This is a genomic window from Couchioplanes caeruleus (genome assembly GCF_003751945.1).
Lineage (GTDB): Bacteria > Actinomycetota > Actinomycetes > Mycobacteriales > Micromonosporaceae > Actinoplanes > Actinoplanes caeruleus.
In genome coordinates this window covers 8,119,859-8,139,070 of the sequence record NZ_RJKL01000001.1, presented here as the reverse complement: position 1 = coordinate 8,139,070, position 19,212 = coordinate 8,119,859, and the positions used below count along the sequence as shown (strand labels likewise).

At 74.5% G+C, this 19,212-nt stretch carries 13 protein-coding genes and 1 pseudogene; 8 read left to right on the top strand and 6 right to left on the bottom strand.

Annotated features, from left to right (window positions below; all coding sequences use genetic code 11):
* The first annotated feature begins 3 nt into the window (after positions 1-3).
* Positions 4-1,269 carry a DUF1501 domain-containing protein gene (locus EDD30_RS36655; RefSeq protein WP_071805414.1) on the top strand — a complete coding sequence of 422 codons (1,266 nt, stop codon included), beginning with the start codon at positions 4-6 and terminating at the stop codon, positions 1,267-1,269.
* Here EDD30_RS36655 and EDD30_RS41260 read toward each other — a convergent pair.
* Both EDD30_RS41260 and araB read right to left on the bottom strand, forming a co-directional pair.
* Positions 1,262-1,405 (bottom strand): annotated as a pseudogene (locus EDD30_RS41260) (sugar ABC transporter permease); the annotation flags it as partial. The gene EDD30_RS36655 and the pseudogene EDD30_RS41260 overlap by 8 nt on opposite strands.
* Positions 1,406-1,498: 93 nt before the next feature.
* Complete coding sequence (gene araB / locus EDD30_RS36640; protein ID WP_071807404.1) at positions 1,499-3,106, bottom strand: ribulokinase; 1,608 nt, start codon at positions 3,104-3,106, stop codon at positions 1,499-1,501.
* Positions 3,107-3,271: 165 nt separating this feature from the next.
* On the opposite strand from araB, the gene EDD30_RS36635 reads away from it, so the two are divergent.
* The 5 genes from EDD30_RS36635 to EDD30_RS36615 all read left to right on the top strand — a co-directional run bounded on the left by EDD30_RS36635 (position 3,272) and on the right by EDD30_RS36615 (position 12,898).
* Positions 3,272-4,702 (top strand): DUF2252 domain-containing protein, encoded by a 1,431-nt coding sequence (locus EDD30_RS36635; protein WP_084556732.1) that lies wholly within the window; start codon positions 3,272-3,274, stop codon positions 4,700-4,702.
* Positions 4,699-5,106: a pyridoxamine 5'-phosphate oxidase family protein gene (locus EDD30_RS36630; protein ID WP_071807403.1), complete on the top strand. Its 408-nt coding sequence runs from the start codon at positions 4,699-4,701 to the stop codon at positions 5,104-5,106. The genes EDD30_RS36635 and EDD30_RS36630 overlap by 4 nt, the downstream gene beginning before the upstream one ends.
* Positions 5,107-5,155: 49 nt before the next feature.
* Positions 5,156-6,463 carry an acyltransferase family protein gene (locus tag EDD30_RS36625; protein WP_071807402.1) on the top strand — a complete coding sequence of 436 codons (1,308 nt, stop codon included), beginning with the start codon at positions 5,156-5,158 and terminating at the stop codon, positions 6,461-6,463.
* 10 nt (positions 6,464-6,473) lie between these two features.
* Positions 6,474-7,436 (top strand): pirin family protein, encoded by a 963-nt coding sequence (locus EDD30_RS36620; RefSeq protein WP_071807401.1) that lies wholly within the window; start codon positions 6,474-6,476, stop codon positions 7,434-7,436.
* Positions 7,437-8,299: 863 nt separating this feature from the next.
* Positions 8,300-12,898: a hypothetical protein gene (locus EDD30_RS36615; RefSeq protein WP_123678721.1), complete on the top strand. Its 4,599-nt coding sequence runs from the start codon at positions 8,300-8,302 to the stop codon at positions 12,896-12,898.
* A gap of 76 nt (positions 12,899-12,974) precedes the next feature.
* Here the strand turns inward: EDD30_RS36615 and EDD30_RS36610 are convergent, their stop codons facing one another.
* Genes EDD30_RS36610 through EDD30_RS36600 form a run of 3 tightly spaced genes read right to left on the bottom strand, consistent with a single transcriptional unit; the run spans position 12,975 to position 16,179 of the window.
* On the bottom strand, positions 12,975-14,159 hold the full coding sequence (locus EDD30_RS36610) for an ABC transporter permease (RefSeq protein ID WP_071805251.1): 1,185 nt from the start codon (positions 14,157-14,159) through the stop codon (positions 12,975-12,977).
* Positions 14,156-14,842 carry an ABC transporter ATP-binding protein gene (locus EDD30_RS36605; protein WP_071805250.1) on the bottom strand — a complete coding sequence of 229 codons (687 nt, stop codon included), beginning with the start codon at positions 14,840-14,842 and terminating at the stop codon, positions 14,156-14,158. The genes EDD30_RS36610 and EDD30_RS36605 overlap by 4 nt, the downstream gene beginning before the upstream one ends.
* Complete coding sequence (locus tag EDD30_RS36600; RefSeq protein ID WP_071805249.1) at positions 14,839-16,179, bottom strand: efflux RND transporter periplasmic adaptor subunit; 1,341 nt, start codon at positions 16,177-16,179, stop codon at positions 14,839-14,841. Before EDD30_RS36600 ends, EDD30_RS36605 begins: the two co-directional genes overlap by 4 nt.
* 300 nt (positions 16,180-16,479) lie before the next feature.
* Here EDD30_RS36600 and EDD30_RS36595 point away from each other — a divergent pair, with 300 nt between their 5' ends.
* Positions 16,480-16,698: a hypothetical protein gene (locus tag EDD30_RS36595; RefSeq protein WP_244945529.1), complete on the top strand. Its 219-nt coding sequence runs from the start codon at positions 16,480-16,482 to the stop codon at positions 16,696-16,698.
* A 68-nt stretch (positions 16,699-16,766) separates the two neighbouring features.
* On the opposite strand, the gene EDD30_RS36590 is transcribed toward EDD30_RS36595, so the two are convergent.
* Positions 16,767-17,687 (bottom strand): CAP domain-containing protein, encoded by a 921-nt coding sequence (locus EDD30_RS36590; RefSeq protein WP_170047250.1) that lies wholly within the window; start codon positions 17,685-17,687, stop codon positions 16,767-16,769.
* Positions 17,688-17,978: 291 nt separating this feature from the next.
* On the opposite strand from EDD30_RS36590, the gene EDD30_RS36585 reads away from it, so the two are divergent.
* Entirely contained in the window at positions 17,979-19,172 is a 1,194-nt protein-coding gene (locus tag EDD30_RS36585; protein WP_084556376.1) for an acyltransferase family protein, read from the top strand.
* Positions 19,173-19,212 lie beyond the last annotated feature (40 nt).

Below are 19,212 nucleotides of genomic sequence, written 5' to 3'. Positions count from 1 at the left end.
TTGATGACCGCGACCGCCTGCTGCGACGAGAGCAAGACCCTGACCCGCCGGGGAGTGCTGGCCCGCGGCCTCGCGGCCGGTGCCGCCGGTGCGCTGGCCGGGCTGGTGGGCGAGGGCCTGTCCACGCGCCTGGCCTTCGCCGCGGGCGCCTACACCGGCGACACCCTGGTCGTGCTCTCGCTGCGCGGCGGCTTCGACGGTCTCTCGGCGATCGCGCCGATCGGCGACGCCGACTACTACCGGGCGCGTCCCTCGATCGCCGTGCCGAAGAGCCAGGTCATCGGGGGCAACGCGATGTTCGGCCTGCACCCGGCCCTGGCCCCGCTGCTGCCCATGTGGAAGAACGGCAGCCTGGCGGCGGTGCACGCGGTCGGCCAGCCGAACCCCACCCGCTCGCACTTCGCGGCGATGGAGGAGATGGAGCGCGCCGCCGCGGGTACGTCGCTGCGCAGCGGCTGGCTGGACCGGATGCTCGGGGTGACCGGCGCGACCGGCCCGCTCGCCGGGGTGTCGCTGGGCACCGCGATGCCGGCCCGGCTCTTCGCCGGCGCGGCCACGGACGTCTCCATGGCGACCGTCGACGGCTTCACGCTGGCCGGCGAGAGCGCCACCCGCCCGATGGCGGCCGCCCTGCGCGCGATGTACGGCTCCGCGCCCGGCCCGCTCTCCGGTCCGGCCCTGGCCGCCGACGCCGCGCTGACGGCCACGGTCGCGCCGCGTGCGGCGTACACCCCGGCGAACGGGGCCGTGTACCCGAAGACGCCGCTCGGCACCGCACTGCGCGATGTCGCCCGCCTGATCAAGTCCAGGTCGGGCCTGGTCGCGGCGGCGGTCGACTCCGGCGACTGGGACATGCACGAGGGCCTCGGCACCGCGGTCAAGGGCCAGCGGATGTACGACAACCTGGCGCAGACCGCGGCGGCGCTCGCCGCGTTCGCGGCGGACCTCGGCCCGTCCGGCATGGCGCACGTGACGGTGGTGACCGTCAGCGAGTTCGGCCGCCGGGTCGCCGAAAACGCCTCCAAGGGCGTCGACCACGGCCACGGCAACGCGATGCTGCTCATGGGCGGAGGCGTGCGCGGCGGCACGGTCTACTCCGCCTGGCCGGGCCTGGCACCGGGCGCCCTGGTCGACGGAGACCTCGCGGCGACCACCGACTACCGCGCGGTGATCGGCGAGATCCTGCAGAAGCGCTGCGGCTTCGGCTCGCTGGCGGACGTCTTCCCGGGCGTGGTCCCGGCGTCGTTCGGCCTCGCTACCGCCCGGTGATCGAGCCGACCACCTTGCCGACGCCGCCCTGCACGGCCGCGCCGCCGAGGAAGGCCGCCGCGATCGCGTCCAGCTCGAAGGCGTTGCCGGCGGTAGGGTTCGCCTGGTTGAGCCGGCCCGCGAAGACGATCCCGGCCGCCGGCCGTCCACACCACCAGTTCGTTGCGCGGGAGCTCGGCGTGCAGCTCCGCGACCTGCCTGCGGAGCGCCGCGAGCGCGCTCGTGACGATCATTGCCGCACCGCCCGGCGCCGGATCGCGCGCAGCCTCCGCATCACGGTGTTGCCGCCGCGGCCGAAGTAGTCGTGCAGCCGGGTGTACTCCGCGAACAGCTCGTCGTAGACGGCGCTCGCCCGTGGGTCAGGACGCCACACCGCCTCGCTCTTGCGGCCCATCGCCGCGGCCGCCGCCCGCACGTCCGGGTACGCCCCGGCGGCGGCTGCCGCGTGGATCGCCGAGCCCAGCGCCGGACCCTGCGCCGAGCCGATCACCGACAGCGGCCGCCGGAGCACGTCCGCGTAGATCTGCATGATCAGGGCGTTCTTCGTCAGGCCGCCGGCGGCCACGAACTCGTGGACCGGCACCCCGGCGCGCTCGAAGGTCTCGACGATCGTCCTGGTGCCGAAGGCGGTGGCCTCGACGACGGCCCGGTAGACGTCCTCCGGCCGGGTCGCCAGCGTCTCGCCGAGCACCAGGCCGGACAGCTCATGGTCGACCAGCACCGACCGGTTGCCGCTGTGCCAGTCCAGCACCAGCAGGCCGTGCTCGCCGGGGCGCTGGGCCGCGGCCAGCTCGGTCAGCCGCTCGTGCGTGGACGTCGGCGGGACGTAGTGGGCGAGGATGTCGCCCGCCCCGCTCTGCCCGGCCTCGTAACCCCACAGCCCGGCCACGATGCCGCCCTCGACCACGCCGCACATGCCGGGCACCGCGACGGCCTCGTCGCCGTTCACCACGTGACAGGTCGAGGTGCCCATGATGGCCACGAGCTGCCCGGGCTCCAGCGCCCGGGCGGCGGCCGAGGTGACGTGCGCGTCCACGTTGCCCACCGCGACGGCGATGCCCTCCGGCAGCCCGGTCCATCCGGCGGCCGGGGCGCCGAGCGTGCCGGCGGCCTCGCCGAGCTGCCCGATCGGCTGGTCCAGCTTGTCGGCGACGAAGCCGGCGAAGCCCGGGTGCAGCTCGGCGAGGAACTCCGGCGACGGGTAGCGCCCGTCCTGGCGGATGCCCTTGTACCCGGCCGTGCAGGCGTTGCGGACATAGCGGCCGGTCAGCCGCCAAACGATCCAGTCGGCCGCCTCGACCCAGCGGTCCATGGCCGCGTAGACCTCGGGATCCTCCTCGAGCAGTTGCAGGCCCTTGGCGAACTCCCACTCGGAGGAGATCAGTCCGCCGTAGCGATCGAGCCACGGCTCGTCCCGCGACGCGGCGAGCCGGTTGATCCGGTCGGCCTGCGGCTGGGCGGCGTGGTGCTTCCACAGCTTCACGTACGCATGCGGCCGGTCGGCGAAGGCGGGAAGCTCGCACAGCGGCGTGCCGTCCGCGGTCGTGGGCACCATCGTGCAGGCGGTGAAGTCGGTGCCGACGCCGACGACCTCGGCCGGCTCGATGCCGGCGGCGGCCACCGCGGCGGGCACGGCATGCCGCAGCACCCCGATGTAGTCGGCGGGCACCTGCAGGGCCCAGCCGGGTCCGAGCCGGGTGCCGCCCGGCAGGGCGCTGGTGAGCACACCGTGCGGGTAGTCGTGGACGGCGGTGCCGAGCTCGGCACCGTCGGCGACCCGGACCACGACGGCCCGGCCCGAGAGGGTGCCGAAGTCGATGCCGATCACGCAGGACATGGGTACCTCCGCGGGGGTATACGGTGTCGATTCAGCGTGATCGTTAACATTTTCGATGTCAACGTGCGGAGGCAGACGAACTGTGAGCGATCACAGTGGTGGTTGCCACCCAGGGCCCGACACCTGTGCATCCGGGTCCGCCGGCAGTGCGTACGCTCGGCGGTGATGGACGCGAGCCCGGCCTTCCCGCCGCCGAACGGCCACGTCGTCTTCGACTCCGGCCAGGACGACGGCTTCACCTCCCTGCGCCGGCCCGGCCGTCCCCGCGCCGAGCGCTACGAGCTCGGCCGCTCCCTGCGCGAGCGTTCCCCCCGCTCGGACCTCGCGCACTGGACACCCCCGCCGCACCGGGCCGACCCCGTCGACCAGCTCGTCGCCGCGCACGAGGGCCGGCTCGACTGGCTGATCCCCGTGCGCGTCGCTCGGATGATGGCCTCGCCGTACGCGTTCCTGCGCGGCTCGGCGAACATCATGGCCGACGACTTCGCCGCCCTGCCGTCCACCGGCATCACGCCGGTCATCTGCGGCGACGCCCACCTGGGCAACTTCGGGTTCTACGCCTCCCCGGAACGGGCGCTGGTCTTCGACCTCAACGACTTCGACGAGGCACACCCCGGCGCGTTCGAGTGGGACCTGCGGCGGCTCGTGACCAGCGTGTGGGTCGCCGGGCGGCAGAACGGCTTCCGTGAGGGCGCCTGCGGCGAGGCCGTACGGCACTGCGTCCAGGAATACCGCGAGCAGATCGCCCACCTCGCCGCCCAGCCGCTGCTGGCCCGCTCGTTCGCCACCGTCGACGTCGACTACCTGCGCAAGGCCGCCAGCAAGGCGAGCTTCCGGGAGGAGATCGAACGGGCCGCCCGCCGGGCCCGACGGCGCACCAGCGACCGGGCGCTGCCCCGCTTCACCGAGCAGCGCGACGGCACCGTCCGGCTCATCCAGGAGCCGCCGCTGATCACGCGGCCGAGCGACGCCGACCTCGACCACCTGGCCGCGGCCCTCGACGGCTACCTGCTCACGCTGCCGCCGCACTGGGCCCGGATCCTGGCCGGCTACCGGATCGTCGACATCGCGCACAAGGTCGTCGGGGTCGGCTCGGTGGGGCTGCGGGCGTACGTGGCGCTGTGCGAGGGAAGCAGCCCCGACGACGTGGTCTTCCTGCAGCTCAAGCAGGCTCGGCGATCCGTGGTGGCGCCACACCAGCACGGGGTGCTGGCCTGGCACCGGCACCAGGGGCAGCGGGTGGTGGAATACCAGCAGGCACTGCAGACGGTCAGCGATCCGTTGCTGGGCTGGACCACCGTCGGGCAGGTGCAGTATTACGTGCGCCAGTTCCGCGACATGAAGGGCGCGGTCATCGTCGAGGACATCGACGCCTCCGCGCTGGAGGACTACGCCGGGATCTGCGGCTACCTGCTCGCCAAGAGCCACGCCCGCACCAGCGGCGCGTCGATGATCGCCGGCTACATCGGGGGCAGCGACAAGCTCGACGAGATGCTGTGCCGGTTCGCCCGGGCGTACGCGGACCAGGTGGAGAGCGACCACGCCCGGCTGGTCGACGCCGTCCGCACCGGGGCGCTGCCGGCGGAGAAGGCATGAGCGGGCCGGTGCACCTCGACTCTCCCGGCCTGCGGGAGTTCTGGCGGGAACGGCATCTCTGCACGCTGACCACGCTGCGCGCCGACGGCACGCCGCACGTCGTGCCCGTCGGCGCGACGCTCGACATCGAGGCCGGGCTGCTGCGGGTCACCGCGTCGCGGACCTCGGCCAAGGTGCGGCACGTCGCCGCCGGGGCACGGCGGGTGGCGGTCTGCCAGGTCGACGGCGCGCGGTGGTGCACGGTCGAGGGGCTCGCCACCGTCCGCGACGACCCGGAATCGGTGGCCGAGGCCGTCCGCCGCTACGCCGAGCGGTACCGCGCGCCCCGGCCGAACCCCGAACGGGTCGTGCTCGAGGTGACGATCACCAAGGTGCTCGGGTCGGCCCGGCTCCGCGGAGTTTGAGCACGCGGGCTCATCCACCCCCATCGCGATCGCGGCAGCATCTGGTGTCATGACATCCGCCTCGTTGTCTGCCGCCCGGCTCGCCGTGCACACTCCGCCCGGCCGCGACCGCTATGTCGACCTGCTCCGGGTCGTGTCGCTCGGCGTCGTGATCGCCGGGCACTGGCTCATGGCCGTACCCGAGCCGGGCGGCGACCGGATCACCAACGTCCTGGCGATCGTCCCCGTCCTGCAGCCGCTGACCTGGTTGTTCCAGGTCATGCCGCTGTTCTTCCTCGTCGGCGGCTTCGCCCACGCGACCGCGTGCGCATCGCTCGCTCGCCGTGGCGGCGGCTACGCGGACTTCGTCCGGTCCCGGATCGCTCGCCTGCTGCGCCCCGCGGCGGTGTTCCTGGTCGTCTGGCTGGTGGTGGCGCTGGGCGCGGCGCTGGCCGGGCACGACCACGGCATCGTGCGGGTGGCGCTGCGTACCGTGGTGCAGCCGTTGTGGTTCCTCGGCGTCTACCTCGCGCTGGTCACGCTGGCGCCGGTGATGCTGCGGCTACACCGCCGGTTCGGCGCCCGGGTCCCGGTCGCCCTCCTCGTCGCGGCCGCCGTCGTGGACACGCTGCGGTTCCACGGGTACGGCGGAGCGGCCGTCCTCAATCTGCTCTTCGTCTGGCTCGCGGTGCACCAGCTCGGCTACCTGTACGCCGACGGCACGCTGCAGCGGTGGGGCGGGCTCCTCGCCGGGGGCGGCCTGGTGGCGTTGCTGGTGCTGACCACGGCCGGGCCGTACCCGGTGTCGATGGTGGGTGTTCCGGGCCAGGCGATGTCCAACATGTCCCCGCCGACGCTGGCGCTCGCCGCGCATGCCCTGTGGCTCACCGGCCTGGCGATGCTGCTGCGCGGGCCGGCGACCCGCCTGCTCGCCCGGGCCCGGGTCTGGCACGCCGTCGTGGCGGCGAACGGACTGGCGATGACCGCGTTCCTGTGGCATCTCAGCGCGGCGTTCCTGCTGCTGGCAACATTCCGGTCCGGCGTGGGCGCCGCGGCCGGCACGACCACCTGGTGGCTGACCCGGCCGTGGTGGCTGGCCGCCGCCGCGGCCGTCACCGCCGTCCTCGTGGCGGCCTTCCGGCGCTTCGACACGGTACGGGCCGCGACGGTACGGCCGGGAGCGTCACGGGCGGCGGCCGCGGCCGGCGCGGTCCTCTGCACGGTGGGGGTGCTCGGCGTATCGGCGGTCGGGTTCGGCGGACTGCTGGAGGGACGGACGGCGGACGTGGCCGGGGTGCCGATGACCGCTCCGGCCGCGCTGGCGCTGGTGGCGCTCGGTGCCGTGCTGCTCAGGGGAATCGTCGGCGGCCGGGAGTAGCGTCGGGCACGTGAGCAGTCTGGAAGCGGATCCCGAGGTTCCCGGGCCGGCCCGGGCCTCCTCCGAGACGGAGCTCTTGGAGGGAGCGCCGGTCGCCCTGGGCGGCCCGCGGGGCATGGGCGTGGTGCGGACCCTGCCCAGCAGGCACCGGCGCATGGTCGGCGCCTGGTGCTTCCTTGATGCGTACGGGCCGCACGACCTGACCGGGTCCGCCGGGATGCGGGTGGGTCCGCACCCGCACATCGGGCTGCAGACGGTGAGCTGGCTGGTCAGCGGCGAGATCCTGCACCGCGACAGCCTCGGCCACCGGCAGGAGATCCGGCCCGGCCGGCTCAACCTCATGACGGCCGGGCGGGGCATCTCCCACTCGGAGGAGACGCCGCCGGTGCACGGTGCGGTGCTGCAGGGCGTGCAGTTGTGGGTGGCGCTGCCCGGCAGCGACCGCGACGTGGCGCCCTCCTTCGACCACCACGCCGACCTGCCGGTCCTGACCGAGGGCGGCCTGACGGCGACGGTGCTGATGGGCGATGTGGCCGGCGCGGCGTCCCCGGCCCGCTGCTACACCCCGCTGGTCGGCGCGGAGATCACCCTCGCGGCCGGCGCAACGTCACGGCTACCGCTGAGACCCGACTTCGAGTACGCGATCCTGACCCTCGACGGCGCGGTCACCGTGGCGGCCACGACGCTGACGCCGGGGCCACTGCTCTACCTGGGCTCCGGGCGGGCGGAACTGTCGCTGACGGCCGGGCCACCGGCCCGTCTCATGCTGCTGGGTGGCGAGCCGTTCGCGGAGAAGCTGGTCATGTGGTGGAACTTCGTCGGCCGCGACCACGACGACATCGTCGACGCGCGCCGCGCCTGGGAATCGGACGACGACGGGCGGTTCGGCACGGTCCACGGCTATGCCGGACCACCGATCCCGGCGCCGCCGATGCCGATCACCCGGCTGGTGCCTCGCGGCCGGGTGCGCTGACCAGCCTCTCGATCCCGGCCCCCGGCCTCCCGGGCGAGGGGCGCACCCACCGCCCCGAGCCGTGCCCCGGACGTCGGGACGCGGCCCCGGCGCTGCCACCCGCACGTCGGGCGGGCCACCCGCCACGTCCGGCAGACCACCCACCACGTCGGGCGGGGCGTTCACCAGTCGGGACCGTGACACGGTCCACTCCTGTCGATCGTGTCGGGTATCCGTCTTCGTGCCGGGTTGCTTCCGGGGCCGGCGCGTGCCAGAGAGGCTTCACGGCTCGACATCGGGCGGTTGCTGCGGCGGGCCGGCCCGGCGCCCTCCCCGCTGCCCGCGGGCGCCGCCGTGATCGGCGTGCTCCGGATGTGACCGTCGACACGGTCACTGTCGGTAGCCGTACTTATCAAAGCGGCGGAGGCATCCGCCGGCGCATGCCTTTTGGCCGACTGTACGGATCTTGAAGATTGGCTTAAATTACCGGGAGATTCGGTCAACGGATATGATCGATGCGCCGCGGGAAAGCATATGCTGCACGGCGGCAACAATTACTCTGCGTATAGCTCGACGGACCAACGGTACGACCTGGGCCGGGGAATGAACCGCTCGGCGCTCGAATGCGTACTCTCCGTCGAGGGCCCTGTCCGGCGGGCCGCGACGCCGGGTGGTCGGCGGACGTCAGGGGCGTCCGTGGGTCGAGTGACGCACCTCCGCGGACGGTAGCGCCGCGGGCAAAGCCGTGGTTAACCTTCCAACTCGACCGCGTGGAAGGTGGTAACGGGCGCGCGGGCAGCGTACGTGGCGAGGGTGGGGGGACGAATGCGGCGACCGGCCGGCTCGGCGCATCCCCGACGGCGACCCTGGGCCCGGGGTGCCCGATGAGCTACGAGGACGACGAGTACTGGGAAGCCGAGTACGACGAGGACGATCGTCCCGCGCCGAATGCGGACACCACGGTCACGGCGCGTGATCCGTACGCCGATGCGGCCGTCCTTTCGCGGTGGGGTCCGGACAATCGACGCAAGCCGGAACCGCAGCGGCCGGTGGCCCGCGCGCAATACATCGAAGACGATGATTTCGAGGCGGCGCCGCGCATTTCCCGGACACCGGAAATGGCCGCCGTTCGCCCACAGGAACCGCCCGTCGACGAGCTCGCCGAACGCAGACAGCGACGGCAGGCCGGAAACCAGCGGTCACCCGAGCGCGAGAACCGGATCAGCTCCGCCTTCGACGGCGAGCGCCCGAGCTGGCTGGACGATCCGGACTTCGAGGAGGCCGACCTCGACACGGCGCCGGTCTCCCCCGGGATGGAGGGCTGGGCGGTACGCAGCCTCGACTTCGACGAGCTCGAGTACGACGACCGCGACTTCGATGCGTCCGACTGGGAGGCCCAGCGCCGGTACGTGTCGGCGCAGCGCGCCCGCCGCATCGAGACGTCATCGTTCTGGGACGGCGACCAGGCCGACGACGAACCGGCACGCCCCCGCCGAGGCCGGCGCAAGGACCGCGAGACACCGGTCAGCGGGCGGGCGCGGGTCACCCCACCGGCCGACGAGCGGGGCCGCCCGTCGCCGGACCGGCGCTTCCCGGACGTGCAGTCCCCAGACCGGCGTTTCCAGGACCGTCCTTCCGCCGACCGTCCTTCCCCGGATCGACACTCCCCGGATCCGCGCATCTCGGACCGGCGTTTCTCGGCTGACTGGGACGAGGCCGCTTCCGGCCCGTCGCGGGGCCGCCGCGACGTCGAGGCAGACCCGGCCGCGTTCGGGCGCGACGAGCGCTGGGACGCGGGCCGGCGCGACGGGAATCGCCAGCGGGACGACTTCGGTCAGCCGCGGGACGACTTCGGTCAGCCGCAGGACGACTTCGGTCGGCCACGGGACGACCGCCGCCGGCAGGATCGCCACCGCGCCGAGGAGCCCGCGGCCTTCCGCCGTGAGGCCGACCCGGCCGCGTTCCGGCGCGACGTTCCCGGCGGAGAGTTCCGGCCCGGCGGGGCGCAGCCCGCCCCGTTCCCCCACGACGGCCGGCCCGGCGACCGCCGGCGCGACGTGGAGCAGCCGGCGGCGTTCCGGCAGGGTCCGCAGCCCCCGGTGGAGTTCCCGGACGGCGCAGGCTCGCCCGCGGCGGTGCGGAGTCCCCAGCCGAGGCCCTTCGGCCCCGGCAACGACACCGCGCCCGCGGCGGGACGCGCCAAGGTGCGCCCCGCCGGTGCGGACCCGGCAGCCTTCCGGCAGGAGCCGGCGGCCAGGTCCGATCAAGCCGCCTTCGGGCAAGAGCCGGCCGCCTTCGAGCGCGACCCGGCGGCGTTCCCGCACGACCCGGCAGCGTTCCCGCACGACCCGGCAGCGTTCCCGCACGACCCGGCAGCGTTCCCGCACGACCCGGCAGCATTCCCGCAGGAGCCGGCGGCCTTCGAGCCCGCTGCCTACCGTCCGCAGGACGATGCGGCCACCACGCCGGGCGGCGACTCCACGCCGGAGCCGGAAGGTAACGGCCCGCGCGTCATCAGCCGCGCCACTCCCCCGGCCGCGCCGAGAATCCTCAGCAAGGCGACCCCTCCGCCGGCTCCCCGGGTCATCAAGAAGGCCGACCCTCCGGTGCAACCACGCGTGGTCGCGGCGCCGCCGCAGACGGCACCGCCCCGGGTGGTCACGCCCGCGCCGCCGACGCTCCCCACGACGCCGGCCGCGCAGCACCCGGACGGCGTTCGCCCGACGGGTACGCCGGCGGGCCGGCGTCCCACCCCGGACGGGCGTCCGGCTGCGTTCGATCAGGACGCCGCGCCGCAGCGGCCGTCCCGGGTCGGCTATGTCACCTCGGAGGGGCCGATCATCCCGGCGGCTCCGAACCACGGCGCCCGCCGTGCCGGGCAGGGGACGGCCGCCGTCCCGCCGGTCGTGCCCGGCCACGCCGTGCAGCCCCCACCGGAGGTGCAGGGTCCCGTCAGCCCGGCGGCCTACCTGCCCGGGCCGCAGCGCGCGGACGTGCCGGTCAGTCCGGCGGCCTACGCGCCCCGCCAGGACGGACCGGTCAGCCCCGCCGCGTTCCAGGCACGCCCGGACGCCCCGGTCAGTCCCGCCGCCCACCGGCGGAGCGAACCGGTCAGCCCCGCCGCCCACCGGCAGAGCGAACCGATCAGCCCCGCCGCCCACCGGCAGCACCCGGACGCCCCGGTCAGCGCACCGGGCACCGCGCCCGGCCAGCAGGGACCGGAGTGGGCGCCGCCGGTGCCGGCTGCACCGCAGAGTCCGGCGTCGGAGTCGGCTGCGGCGCAGGCTTTCCCGACCGGGGCACCGCTTCCGCTCCCGGCGGGTCAACCGGCCGCGCAATCCGTGACGACGCACGGCGCGCCGCCGGCGCAGCCATTCGCACCGCCGTCGGCGCAGCCGGCCCCGCCATCCGCGCAGCCGCCCGCGCCAGCCGTGCAGCCCTCCGGACCGCCCGAGCAGGCGTTCGCGACACCGCCCGGCCAGCCGTCCGCGCCACCTGGGCAGGCGTCCGCAACCTCCAGGCAGGCGTCCGCACCCTCCAGGCAGGCGTCCGCTCCGCCTGCGCAGCGGTCCGCGCCCCCGTCGGTGCCGCCGGTTGCGCCGCCGCCGATGCGCCGGCCTGCGGTTGCCGCGCCGCCGCCGCAGAACCGGGGGGATCGGCCCTCGTTCGAGACGCCGCAGGGGCCCGCGATGCTCGCTCCCGGGGCCGAGCGGTCTGCCGCGCCGGCCGAGGGCGCGCGCTTCGCGTCGCAGCCGGCTCCGGTCTCGGACGACGACATGGCCACGGCGGAGCGACCGATCGTGAGCGGGCCGCGTACCGCGATGATTCTCGGTACCGGTGTGCCCACCCCGGTGCCTCCCTCGCAGCGTCCGCCGTCCCGGATCGCCCCGGTCAGCGCCGTGCCCGGGCACGAGCGGCCCACCAGCGGCGGACCCGGGCACGAGCACCCCACCAGCGGCGGACCCGGCCACGAGCGCCCCACCAGCGGCGCGCCCGGAGACGAGCGGCCCACCAGCGAGCTGCCGAGCATTACGGCCCGCTCGGCAGGCCCGGCCCGCGTTCCGGCGCCGCGCCACCCGCAGGCCCCCACACCCGACCAGCACGCCGAAGCCGCTCGAATGGCGGAGGAAGCACGCCAGGCCGAACAGGCACGCCAGGAAGAAGCAGCACGCCAAGCCGAACAGGCACGCCAGGAAGAACAGGCACGCCAGGAAGAAGCAGCACGCCAAGCCGAACAGGCACGCCAGGCCGAGGAGGCCCGGAAGGCGGAGGCTGCCCGCCAGGTGGAGGCCACACGCGCGCTGCAGAAGGACGTGCCCGCACAGCCGATCTCCGTCGTTCCTCCCGCGGCCCGGCCCGGCCCGAACCCGGCCGCGAACGCCGAGCCCATCGGGCGGTTGCTCACCTCCGGTCCGGACGGCCCGCGCAAGTACGCCGATGCCGACCTCGGTCCCACCTGGTTCAGCCCGAAGGTCGCCCCCAAGGCCGAGCCGGAAGCCGCGCCGACGGACGACCCGAAGGCGCCCGCGGCCTCGGACGCCGGTCAGGCACCGACGCCCGCGACGCAGGATGTGCCGGAAGACCCGGCCGGCCAGGAAACGCCGGACCGGAACGGCATCTCGATTGACCTCGACCTCGCCGACCTGATGAGCGGCAAAGTCCTGGCCGCAGGCGCCCGGGACGAGACGGACGACAGTCCGCAGCACACCGCCGAGACTGCGAAGACCGCCGCCGCGACGGGCCCGTCGAGCGACGAGAAGCCCGACGAAGCCGACCAGCGCGCGGCGGCCCAGCGCCAGCCGGTAGAGCAGCGCCAGCCGGTAGAGCAGCGCCAGCCGGAGGAGCAGGACGACAAGCGCAGGCCCGTACGCCCGGAGGATCTGGCCGCGATTCGGTGGCGGCTCGACGGTGGCACCCTCAAGGAGGTCGTCGACGATCGCGACGCGTTGCGCGCGCTCGGGGAGCGGCTGGACGGTCCGCTCGCCGAGGAGGACGACAACGTCGCGAAGGCCGGGTTGCTCAGTGTGCGGGCCGAGGTGTACCGGCTGCTGGACGAGCTCGGGCTCGCCGCCGCGGCCAGCCGGCTCGCGCTGGCGCATGCCGAGTCCGCCGGGGATGTGCAGGCGATCGTGATCGCTCAGGCCGAGCTGGCCCATGTGCTGCGGCTGCGGGGTGACTACCAGGAGGCGGACCGGCTGTTCGAGCGGGCCGCCAGCTCCGACGCGCCCGAGGTGGTGCGCAGCGTCGTGCACGAGAACGCCGGGCGCAGCGCCTTCGACCAGGGGCGGTACATGGAGGCGCTCGATCATTTCGCCCGGGCGGTGCGGCTGGGTGCGCCCGACGACGAGGAGTTGGCGCAGCGGATCGATGTCGCGCTGGAGGCCGTCTACATCCACGTGCTGCGGGACGGGTGGGGACCCTATCCGCGGCTACGCCGCGAGATTCTGGGGTTGGTCAAGTCCGCGGCTGCGCCAGCAGAGTGAGATCGGGTACGCGGTCCACGTTCCGCCGTCGGGGCGCCACCGAGATCCGGCCTCGCCCGGACGCCTTGGCGTTCGCCTACTCCGTGCGCAGGGCCACGACCGGGTCGAGCCGCCCGGCTCGCTGCGCGGGCACGACGCCGAACACGATGCCGACGATGGCGGAGACGCCGAACGCCAGCGTGAGCGACCACCAGGTGATCGCGGCGGGCACCGGGGAGAGCCGGTCGACGAGCAGGGCCGCGGTGATCCCGAGCGCCATGCCGAGAATTCCGCCGAGCGTGGTGAGCAGGACCGCTTCCAGCAGGAACTGCAGGCCGATGTCGCGCGGCCGGGCGCCGACCGCCTTGCGCAGGCCGATCTCGCGGGTCCGCTCGCGCACCGAGACCAGCATGATGTTGGAGACGCCGACGCCGCCGACGAGCAGGCTGATGCCGGCGATGGCGGCCAGGACGCCGGTGAGCACGCCGAGGATGTCGCCGAGCACGCCCAGGATCTGTTCCTGGGTGACCGCGCTGAAGTCGGTGCCGGGATGGCGTTCGCCCAGCGTGGCGACGATGGCGGCGCCGAGCGCATCGATGCGTTCACGGTCCGGGGCGCGGACGGCCAGCCCGTCGATGCGGTCGGTGCCGAGCAGTCGCTGCGCCGCGGTGACCGGGACGTGCACCTCGTTGTCGCGGTCCACGCCGAGGCTCTGCCCGAGCGGCTCGAAGGTGCCGACGACCCGGAACCGGACGCCGCCGACGGTGATCTGCCGCCCGACCGGGTCGCGGTCGCCGAACAGCTCGGTGGCGACCCGCGCGCCGAGCACGGCGACGCGACGGGCGGTGTTGACGTCGGAACGGGTCAGGTAGGTGCCGCGGTCCAGCCGGCGGACGAACACGCCCGGAGTCGTCTCGAGGACGCCCTGCATGCTGGAGAAGATCGTGCGGCCGCCCGCCCGTACGGTCTCTCCGGAGGCCACGGTGACCGCCACCCGGGACCGGTCGCCGACGATCCGGCCGACGGCGTCGGCGTCGTCGAGCGACATCGTGGAGACCGAGGGGGCGGCGCCGGCCTCCAGCCGGCCGGGCACGACGATGAGCAGGTTCGAGCCGAGGCCCTCCACCTGCCGCTCGATCTGCTGCTTGGTCCCGGTGCCGATCGCGACGAGGGCGACGACGGCGGCGACGCCGATGACGATGCCGAGCATGGTGAGCACGCTGCGCAGCCGGTTGGCGCGCAGCGCGTCGAGGGCGACCCGCCAGGCCTCGGCGAGCCTCATGCGGCGGGCTCGTCCACGACGACGCCGTCGCGCATGACGATCCGGCGGTGGGCACGGGCGGCGACCTCGCGGTCGTGGGTGACCAGGACGACCGCGACGCCGTCGGCGTTCAGCGACTCCAGCAGCGCGAGCACCGACGCCCCGGTGGCGGAGTCGAGGTTGCCGGTGGGCTCGTCGGCCAGCAGCACCGAGGGTCCGGTCACCAGCGCCCGGGCGATCGCCACGCGCTGCTGCTCGCCGCCGGACATCTGGTTCGGCCGGTGGTCGACCCGGTGCGCCAGGCCGACGCGCTCGAGCATCTCGGCGGCGCGGGCCCGGCGTTCCCGGCGGCCCACGCCGCGGTAGACCAGGGGCAGCGCGACGTTGTCCCGGGCGGTCGTGCGCGGGAGCAGGTGGAACGACTGGAACACGAAGCCGATGACCTCGTTGCGCAGCCGGGCCATCTCGGGCGCCGACAGCGTGGCGACGTCCCGGCCGCCGATGACCAGGCTGCCCGCGGTGGGCCGGTCCAGGCCGCCGAGCAGATGCATGAGCGTCGACTTGCCCGAGCCGGAGGCACCGACGATCGCCAGGTAGTCGCCGTCGTCCACGGTCAGGGAGACACCTCTCAGGGCCGGCACGGAGACGCCGTCCAGCTCGTACGTGCGGGTCACGCCGGTCGCGACGACGGCCGGCGGGCTCACGGCAGGTCCTGCCCCGGGCTGACCTGGTCGGCGCCGGCGACGACGATCCGCTCGCCGGCGCCGAGGCCGGAGACCACCTGCACGAGGTCCTCGCCCTGAACGCCGAGGGTGACCGGCACCCGCTCGGCCTTGCCGCCGCGCACGGCCCACACCCCGTCACGGCCGTCGCGCGACACCACGGCGCCCGCGGGTACGGTGACGGCGTCGGTGGCCTGGCGCACGCGGAGCCGGACGATGGCGCTCATGCCGGGCCGCGGCACCGGGGCGGCGGTGCCGTCGGCGTAGGTGCCGCGGCCCAGCGTCAGCCGTACCCGGTAGGAGACGCCGCCGCGCGCCGAGGTGCTGGGCAGCAGGTCAACGGCGCGGACCCTGGCCTCGTACGTGGCGCCGGTGGCCGCGTCGAGCTCGACCGTGCCGGACCCTCCGGCCTTGACCAGCAGCACGTCGGTCTCGTCGACCTCGGCGGCGACGCCGAGGCCGGCGGTGTCGACGACGGTGAGGATCGGGGTGCCCACGCCGACGGCCGCCCCCTGCGGCACGGCCACGTCCACGCCGGGCGGCGGTGCCGCGGCGGGGGTTCCCACGGCGGCCGGGTCGGCGCTGGAGAGCAGGTCGGTCAGCGAGGGCGCGGCCGCGGAGGCGGTGCCGCCGAGCTGCACCACGCCGGAGACGGGCGCGCGCAGGGTCAGCGCGTCGACCGCCGCCTCGGCCAGCTCGTACGCCTGCCGTGCCTGCACCCGCTGGGCCGCGGTGAGGGCGTCGACGGCGGCGGCCACGCTCGCGACTCCGCTCTCCAACGACCGCACGGCGGCGCCGGCCGCCGCGGAGACGGCCGCGTACTGTTCCTCGGCCGCGGTGACCTGGGCCAGCAGGGCCTTGCGCAGCGTCGCGTCGGTGACCTCCGCGGCGGCCTTGCGGGCGGCGGCGAAGGCTCTGCCCGCGTTCGCGTCGGTGCGCCTGCGGACCGCGGCGAAGGCTGCCGCGCCGCCACCGGGGGAGACGCCGCCGCGGGAGACGGCGTCCAGGGCCTCGGTCGCGTCGTCGAGGCGCTTCTCGGCGGCGGGCGAGTCGACGACCGCGACGACCTGGCCCTTGCGGACCCGGTCACCGGCGTCCACCCGCAGCTCCTCGAGGGTGCCGTCGGCCGGTGAGGTGACGGTGCCGGCCGCCCGTACGGTCACACTGCCTGCGGCCTCGACGATCTCGTCGACGGTGCCGCGTCCGGCCGTGCCGACGGTGACGCCGGAGGGCTCGTCGCCGCAGGAGGCGGCGGTCAGCGGCGGCAGCAGCAGGCAGGCGAGCAGCAGGACGGTGGCGCGACGGGGGGATCGGGACACGCACGCCACTCTATGCCGCGGCGCGGCCACGACCAGGGCCGCACGGCACGGCCGGCGCCCGCCACGATCGATACGACTGACCGATATCGGACGGGACCGTGGATACCGGGCTGGTGTCGACTATCGGCACGGCGGCTGGCGGGAGGGCGACAGCGCCTCCCACCACGACGTGTCACCGTGGGATGTGGTCCTGCCGAACGGGCCCGCGCCGATGACAATCGGCCGTCGTCGTGAACCGCGCGCCCCTCCGCGTCCGTATCCCCAGCACGGTGCCCCACTGCGTACGCGAAGGAACGTGACATGACGCTCCACGGACTTCCCACTACCGCGATGATGCGCGCCGACGAACTGACCGTCGTGCACCACGACGACACGGTGAGCACGTTCACCGACGTCACCTACACGCTGAGCCGCGACGGCCTGCGGGTGCTGACCGCGAACGGGGATGAGAAGGCGCTGCCGAGCTTCGACATCCTGACCACGCACGCCCGTTTCGCCCATCCGCCGCTGGCGGCCTGAGCCGGAGCCCATCCACCGCCGGCGGCCTGAGCCGGAGCCCATCCACCGCCGGCGGCCTGAGCGGTCCGCTACTGGGGCGTGGCGAAGTTCTGCACCCAGTACGGCGTACGGTCCGCGGAGAAGGCGAGCCCCAGTCCGACCTCGCGCAGGCGGCAGTCCAGGATGTTCTCGCGGTGTTCGGGGCTGTGCATCCAGCCGTCCACGACCTCGAAGACGCTGTCCTGACCGCGGGCGATGTTCTCGCCGTAGCGCGACCACTCGTAGCCCGCGTCGCGCACCCGCTCGCCGGCCCGCTCGCCGTTCGGTGCCTCGTGGGCGAAGTAGCCGCGCCGCGCCATGTCGCTCGCGTGCCGGTTGGCGGCCACGATCAGGCGCCGGTCGACGCCGACGCCGTCGCAGCCGGCCCGCCGCCGGTGCTCGTTGACGAGCCGGAGCGCCTGCTGCTGGTAGTCGGCGCCCGGGTCCGCGGAGAGTGCCTGGCTCGACGTGACGTCGCGGTGCGCGGACGCATGCGTCCGCTGCGGCTTGGTGTCGCGGTCCGCTCCCCCGGCCGCGGCCGGTGCCGCGCCGTCCCCGGGCCGTGCCGGTACTGCGCCGGAATTCCCGGGCCGTGGCGGCGCCGGGTCGTCGGTGGGCACCCCGGGAGCATCGGATACGCCGGAAGTCGCCGCAGGGGACTCGGCCGGAGCATCGGGTACGCCGGGAGCGGCCGGCACGGAAGCGGCGGGCGCCGCGGCGCCGGAGGGCGCGGCCACGTCGGAGGGCACAGCCACGTCGGAGGGCACAGCCACGTCGGAGGGCACAGCCACGTCGGAGGGCAGGCCGGCGTCGGCGGGCAGTTGCGGAATGGCCGGCACGTCGGGGAAGACGGCCGACGGCAGCGCCGGTGTGTCCGACGTGGTCTCCGCGCCCGCGGTGGTCGCCACCATGACCCCACCCACCAGAACCGCCGACACCGCGACGGCCACCACGACAGCAGGCTTGCGCACTGGTGTCCCCTTTTCCGTACTCGTGGCGTCGCGCCCCGTGCACACGCCCTCGAGGGGGACCAACGCGGCGGCGAGCGGCCCGGTGACTCGCGACCAGGCCCGCAACCCGCTTGCCGATCGCCCGTAAGAGCCGCCCTGAGCTGGGGTTTCGACCGTCCACAAGGGGAAGCCGGCAGCGCACAGTCGCACGGACAAATGCGACACTTCATCCCTTCGGGGTAATCCGGCCGGGCGTACTTGCCGGCCGCGCAGCCGGTCCCCCGCGCCCAGGGACATGGCTACCGTTTCGCGGTGCGCAACCGCTACCTGGATCTCCTCCGGGCCGCCGCCATCGCCCGTGTCGTCCTGTACCACCTGTTCGGCTGGCCCTGGTTGTCGATCCTGCTGCCCGCCATGGGCATCATGTTCGCCCTGGCCGGATCGCTGACCGCCGCCTCGCTGGACCGGCGTGCGGCGGGCCGGGTCGTCGCCTCGCGCATGCGCCGGCTCCTGCCGCCGCTGTGGCTGCTGGGCCTGATCGCCGTGCCGGCGATGATCTATGCGGGCTGGGCCGATCAGGAGGGCGGGGTCCGCCCGTGGAGCTGGAAGCTGGTCCTGTGGATCCTGCCGCTGGGCGACCCACCGGGCAGCATCGCGGCCACCGACGTGTGGGAACCACTGTGGTACGTCCGGGCGTACCTGTGGTTCGTGCTGTTGTCGCCGGTGCTGTACCTCGCGTACAAGAAGCTCGCCTGGGCCGCGGTCGCCGCGCCGATCGCGCTGATCGCGGTGCTGGACAAGACCGGGTTCGCGCTGCCGTTCGGCCGCGCGGACGCCGCGATGTGGGACTTCGCCACGTACGGCGCGTGCTGGATCGCCGGCTTCGCGCACCACGACGGCCGGCTGCACCGGACCCGCCCCGGCGTGGTGGGCGCGGCGGCCGCCACCCTGGGTGTCGCGGCGCTCTCCTGGCTGCACGAGCACCCGGGCGAGGGCGGCTACGACGTCAACGACGTGCCGGAGGCCCAGGCCCTGTGGTCACTGGCGTTCGTCCTGCTGGCACTGCGGTGGCGCCCGGACATGACCTGGCTGTCCCACGCTCGCCCGCTGGACCGCGCGATCAACCTGCTCAACGCCCGGGCCGTCACCGTCTACCTGTGGCACAACATCGCCATCGCGGCGATCTGGCCGGCGCTGACGGTGGTGGCGCTCGACGACCTCGGCCCCACGTTCGAGGGGCCGGTGTCGCTCGGCGCGACGATGGCGCTCACGGCGGTGGCGATCCTGGCGTTCGGCTGGGCCGAGGACCTTGCGGCGCGCCGCCGCCCCCGGCTTTGGCCCGTCACCGCCTCACCCCCGCCGGCCACACCCGAGCCGCACCCGGCCGCACCCGAGCCGCACCCGGCCGCACCCGACCACCAGGGCGCGGCGACCGGGCCGGCGCGGCGGACGGAGGCGCCCGAGGAGTCCGCGATCTCCTGGTTCGGCGGTCCGGACAGGGAGTGACCGCGCGACCCGGGGCCGGCCCGGGATGAACTGAAACATT